The organism is Bartonella sp. ML69XJBT, assembly GCF_028618515.1.
Taxonomy (GTDB): Bacteria; Pseudomonadota; Alphaproteobacteria; order Rhizobiales; family Rhizobiaceae; genus Bartonella.
This window is the reverse complement of record NZ_JAQITB010000064.1, coordinates 1-5173: the sequence shown is the minus strand read 5'-3', so window position 1 is coordinate 5173 and position 5173 is coordinate 1. Positions and strand designations below refer to the sequence as shown.

Sequence of the window (5173 nt, the reverse complement as noted above, 5' to 3'; positions counted from 1 at the left end):
CCTTGATAGGTTTCCCATGCCTTTTGATTGAGAGGTCTATCAATCCATAACCGCTCTTTTCGTTCATCGGGAAAGACCAGCATCTGGAACCGTTGGAGCAAACCATCATCATTTGTTCCATGGTGCATGGCTTGAATAATGGGAATAATCCGTGAAGGTTGAATGCCCCCAATGATGGATACGGTTGCATGAGATATGTAAATTGTTCCACGTCCTATACGGTCATAAGTAAACTGATCATCTCCATTAAAAGCTTCTAGATAAAAACCACGGTCTGTTTGATATTCCTTGCGTTCCAAAGTGGATAAAAAACCAGATAACTCATCACGAACCATTAAGAGACCACGGGGGTTTTCTTTTAACAATTCTCCAAGCTTTTCGACTGTGACATCGTTGACAATAAGACGTCGTTTTCTAAGAGTGTCATCATTATCAGTTTCTTTGTCTTCAAGAGATTGTGAAAGAAGAGCAAGGGCTTGTTCCTTGTCTTGATTTTTGAGTGCTTTGTAGGCTTGTTTTTTCTTTTCTCGTTTATCTAATTCCATAAGAATCTCTTTTGTTTCTTGGCTTTTTTTCTGCTTTACCCATTCTTGATACCATTGCTTTTGAAAGTCCTTGAGAGGTAGTAAAGCTGCTTTCATGGTAGGTGTTTTCATGGTTGAAGGTTCTCCAACAATAGCCCCCCAGAGATTAGGAACAATTTCCCAATTGGCATATTGTTTTGGAGCAACACGCACGCCATTACCAATAAGAGAAGCCAAACCACACAAAGCAGGGACAGCAATAAAATCAAGAGAAGATTGTTGAATATCAGCAACGTCATAAATATAGGTCCCTAAACTTAAAGGTACTTGAGCAGGATGAAAAGGTTCGACGGGTAAGAGAGCATTCTCAATCGGTTTTAATTCCCCCCAGCCATCTTGTTGCAAGGCGACTTCATAAGGAATGGCTTTTAAACAAGCATTATCGTTATCATTGACGGGGGTATTTTCATTGTTGTTTTGTAAATGATTTTCTTTCATAGTTCCCTCTTTTGAGAAAGTAATACATTATTAAAATCGGTTCCTTTTGGAGCTTGCATGATAAAGACCTCAAAGCCTTGGCTATAAGCACGCGCTGCTAAGGAAAAACCTGCTTTACGACCCGCATCATCGCCGTCCATTGCAATTGTCAGACGTCCTTTTATCGGGGGTAAATTCACACGCATCATGCCACTGGTAGAAAGAGACGCCCATAAATTCACGGGCTCTGATAACAAACCAGACAGTAAGGAAAGACCGGTTTCAATGCCTTCACAAATAACCAGATGTTTTGGATTGTCTTGGCTTAAATGCACAGCACCGCCCATAACAGACCCCAACATGGCTTTTGCTGGTCTCTGATCTGTTTTGCAGCCATTGGCTTTTAAAAAGGTTCTATGAATGGCAAAGGAACCAGCCCCCTTAACAAGAGCTACCAACGCGGGTAGTGTCATTCCTAAGGGGTGCGGACAGTTGTCGTGAAAACGTAAATCAGCAGGCAATTCACACGTAATACCCCGATTGCGTAAATAGGTTTCTGCTAAAGTATCTTTGATCGGTTGGCTTTGTTGCCAAATCTTTTTTGCTCTCTCTGCTTTCTGTTTTGAGAAAGAGAGCGCGTGATCATAAGCTTTATCAACAAAGGCTTGTTTCCCCAGCAAGCCAATTCTTCTAAGCGCTTGTATGATCTCTCTAAAAGAGCAGCCCGCATAACAAGTGAGTAAGAGACGCCCATCATTTCCATTGGCAAGGGATAAGCTAGGCAATTGATCATCATGGGCTGGACAACGGGCACTTCCATAATGCCCATACCAAACCCCACGCAAGGCATTTGTGATGCCCCGAGCATTCGTAAAAGATAACATGTTTTTTTATCCTATGAATATTGCACCATAGGACGGATTTTGCTATTCATTCTTTGAGTGAAAATGGAAAGCCTTGTCCGTCCTTACGTGACAAGGTTTTCTTTTATGCGATGTCGTTATAACGTTGCTGTTTGGCTTGCTCTATGACATTGATCAGATCTGATTGTAACCAACGGGATAAAAAGCCAAACTTTAAAGGTTTTGGTAAAGATCCATTGGTGACATGACGGCGGAATGTTGAAACACTCATATGAAGCAATTTTGCACTTTCACGGTCAGTTAAAAGAATATCGTTTTCTGTCATTATAATTTCCTTTCAAGAGTAAAAAATGGGAACAAATCATAAGCATTTATTAACCATATTTTGGTTGTTTTTTGAAGGTATTTTAATCATAGAAAACAATATATTATTATAGTTTTTCTGATGTGATAATTTATGACTCTTATTGAGATGATATGAGAGAGAAGAGAGCTAAAGTTATCCACAGATAATGGGGTATTACACCCCATATCTTAAGCTTGACCTGTAACGTAAGCCGCCCATTTATCCATATAGACACGACGCTGTTCTAAATAGTCAGTACGACGATAGGCACGTTCCACTTGCCCCCCGACCACATGCCCCAGAATGGTTTCAGCGACCTCATAAGGGGCGTCTGTTGTTTCAGCGAGCCAATCGCGTAAACTAGAGCGAAACCCATGAGGGCAGGCATCAAGTTTATTATCTCTCATATATTGAGCCATACACTTTGTAGCAAGGGGACCCCGTCCAGTTGCAGAAAAGAAGAAATCATTGCGAGAAAGCAATCGTGCTTGTTTTAAAATTTCTAATGCTTCTGATGACAAAGGCACACGAAATTCTGTCGTAGCATCACGCTTTCCTTTCATATTTTCAGCAGGGATTGTCCAGATATCACCCTCAACTTGATCTTTATGAATATGACGTAAAGGGTTAGAGCGAACCCCTGTAAGGATAAGCAAACGCAAAGCCAGTTGTGTTAGGGTTGTTTTTTGGCAAAGTGTTTTATAAAAAGCCGGTATATCTTTCCAATCCATGGCTGGAAAATTTTTGACTTTATGGCGTTGTTTTCCTAAAAGAGCGCGTGCTTTTTCTGTTGCTTGTAAATCAACATCCAAACCCAAGGCAGCCGCATGTTTGAGACAAAGTTTGAGACGTATCAATGCTGTCCGAGCAGCTCCAGCTTTTGTATGCCAGATAGGAGCAAGAACATTGCGTATCTCTGTTTGTGTAATCTCTGAAACGGGCAGACAACCTAATTTAGGGAGAATATGAAGGCGTAAAGGTGTAAACCAGATTCCATCTTTCCCATCCCCTTTTAATTCAGCTTTCCGGCTTTCAAAAGTATCCAAAGCAATATCTTTTAAATAATGGAGATTGCTTATTGCTTCACGCTTTTGTTTATCGCGTTCTTTAATGGGGTCACGCCCTTCACGAAGAACAGAGCGCCACCCCGTTGCCAATTCACGGGCTTGTTTTAAAGAGACATCTCTTAAAGCACCCAAGCCCATTTCACGACGCCGACCGTGAAGGGTATACCGTAAAATCCATTGAGCACCTCCATCTTTACGCTTATGAAGTAACAAGCCGGCACCATCATTATATTTGCCAGCTCCCAATGTTGCGACAGACCTTGCATTAAGACGGTTCATAAGAGCCATTTTTTAATCCTTTCTTATACAAATTTGATCCACACACTCATCCCGCTTGTGATGTGCAAATGAGTGATTTTAATTGATGCAAGATAAAGAGATTTGAAATGAGAGAATCTTAGGTTATTCGGTGTTCTAATTCAATATGAATAACGCTAGATTATCATTATAAATCAATGCCTTGTAAAGTTGATTACAGTACCAAGGCACAAGTGAAAGCGTGGATATATGGTGGTGATTTGCCAAGGAGCGTATTGAGTTATGAAGCGTTGATAGACGAGGTGAATGAGAAGATCAAACAACGTTCAAAAGAGCCGTTGATTTGTGAGATTAGAGATGATGGTGAGAGAGGTTATCCACAAGCTTATGATGATGATTATATAGACCGTGAGTTAGAAAAAGCGCTTGATATTCAATTAGGTAATTATCAAAATGAAAAAAAGTGAAAAAAATTTAAAATACGTATTGACTTTAAAGGCGGGTTTGTTTAGAAAGATTGGCAAGTGCTTCAAAAACACTTGTGAATAGCGGATAGACCACGATAAGGTTTCTCCCATCTTTTTAAAATACTGGCTGTCTTTTATGCTTTAAGTAGCGTATAACGATTTTGTCGGGTGTGGTTACACCATACAATACTCTTTATGAGAAAAGTGTAACGACGGACTATTCACCGTGTTTTTGAGCGCCCGACGCCCTTATAGGGTTGTTAATCAAAAACTTTTATTGAATAGAAAGAATTTAACATGACATATATGAATGGTTTTCGTCGCGCTCTTATTAAAGCTATTGCAGATAATATGGGAGCAACTGATACTGGTCCCGTTCCTCCTAAAAAGCAAGGCATTCCTAAAAAATATGAATTTACGGGCGAGACAATTATAGCTGGTATCCACACATTAAGACGTATTAGAGCCATTAGAGACTTTGCAGATGTTAAAGCAGGCGACTTAGGTGGTTTTATAGAAAGTAGTGAGCATCTTTCACATGATGGCGACTGCTGGGTTAGAGATAATGCTCGTATCTGTCAACGGGCTCGTGTTTACGGTAATGCACAAATCGCTGGCGACGCTTGGATTTATGGTGACGCTCGTGTTTACGATAATGCAAAAATACATGGCAAGGCTTGGATAGACGGTTGTGTATACGGTAATGCAGAGGTTTTTGGTGATGTGCAAACGAATTACACCACTCGTATTTTTGATAATGCTAAAGTTTACGGTAAAGCAGAAGTAAATGGTAAAGTTTACGGTAATGCGCATGTATTTGGGAATGCTTGTATTTATAGCGATGCAGAGATTTTTGGGAATGCAAAAATATTTGATAATGCTTCTGTTTATAGCGTTGCAAAGATACATGGGAATGCAAAAATTTGTGGCAATGCTAGCGTTTGTGACAATGTTAGTGACAATGTTGTGATTACTGATCGCAAAAAACTTTCAGAGCAAGCAGCGTAAAAAAGCACGGGCGGTGCGGGGGCGCCTCTTTTTAAACATCTCATTTAAAAAATTAACGAATATTAGATTAGGGAGCGACCTATGACCAATACAACTGTATCTAAAAAATATGAACTTACTGATGAAATAAAAGAAGTTAAAGACCATCTCTATGGTAGAGTTA

Annotated in this window: 5 protein-coding genes and 1 pseudogene; 2 read left to right on the top strand and 4 right to left on the bottom strand. The window is 40.1% G+C overall.

Translation table 11 applies throughout. The annotated features are described in order from the left end of the window. From PVV68_RS09645 to PVV68_RS09630, 4 genes are all read right to left on the bottom strand, one after another. Window positions 1–1022 (bottom strand): DUF3987 domain-containing protein (locus PVV68_RS09645; protein ID WP_273782977.1); only part of this gene is annotated, 1022 nt, incomplete at its 3' end. After that, complete coding sequence (locus PVV68_RS09640) at window positions 1019–1885, bottom strand: toprim domain-containing protein (RefSeq protein WP_273782976.1); 867 nt, start codon at window positions 1883–1885, stop codon at window positions 1019–1021. The genes PVV68_RS09640 and PVV68_RS09645, both read right to left, overlap by 4 nt. 103 nt (window positions 1886–1988) lie before the next feature. After that, on the bottom strand, window positions 1989–2189 hold the full coding sequence (locus PVV68_RS09635) for an AlpA family transcriptional regulator (protein ID WP_273782975.1): 201 nt from the start codon (window positions 2187–2189) through the stop codon (window positions 1989–1991). A gap of 209 nt (window positions 2190–2398) precedes the next feature. Beyond that, window positions 2399–3565: a site-specific integrase gene (locus PVV68_RS09630; RefSeq protein ID WP_273782974.1), complete on the bottom strand. Its 1167-nt coding sequence runs from the start codon at window positions 3563–3565 to the stop codon at window positions 2399–2401. A 158-nt stretch (window positions 3566–3723) separates the two neighbouring features. Here PVV68_RS09630 and PVV68_RS09625 point away from each other — a divergent pair. Together PVV68_RS09625 and PVV68_RS09620 are read left to right on the top strand one after the other, a co-directional pair. Then, window positions 3724–4002: pseudogene (locus PVV68_RS09625) on the top strand (hypothetical protein); the annotation flags it as partial. Between the two features lie 297 nt (window positions 4003–4299). Next, window positions 4300–5010, top strand: coding sequence for a hypothetical protein (locus tag PVV68_RS09620; protein WP_273722172.1), 711 nt, complete (start codon window positions 4300–4302; stop codon window positions 5008–5010). Window positions 5011–5173 lie beyond the last annotated feature (163 nt).

Bases quoted from the DNA above. Each gene is read 5' to 3' on its own strand.
- PVV68_RS09640 (WP_273782976.1), bottom strand. From the start codon at position 1,885: ATGTTATCTTTTACGAATGCTCGGGGCATCACAAATGCCTTGCGTGGG.
- PVV68_RS09635 (WP_273782975.1), bottom strand. From the start codon at position 2,189: ATGACAGAAAACGATATTCTTTTAACTGACCGTGAAAGTGCAAAATTG.
- PVV68_RS09630 (WP_273782974.1), bottom strand. From the start codon at position 3,565: ATGGCTCTTATGAACCGTCTTAATGCAAGGTCTGTCGCAACATTGGGA.
- PVV68_RS09620 (WP_273722172.1), top strand. From the start codon at position 4,300: ATGACATATATGAATGGTTTTCGTCGCGCTCTTATTAAAGCTATTGCA.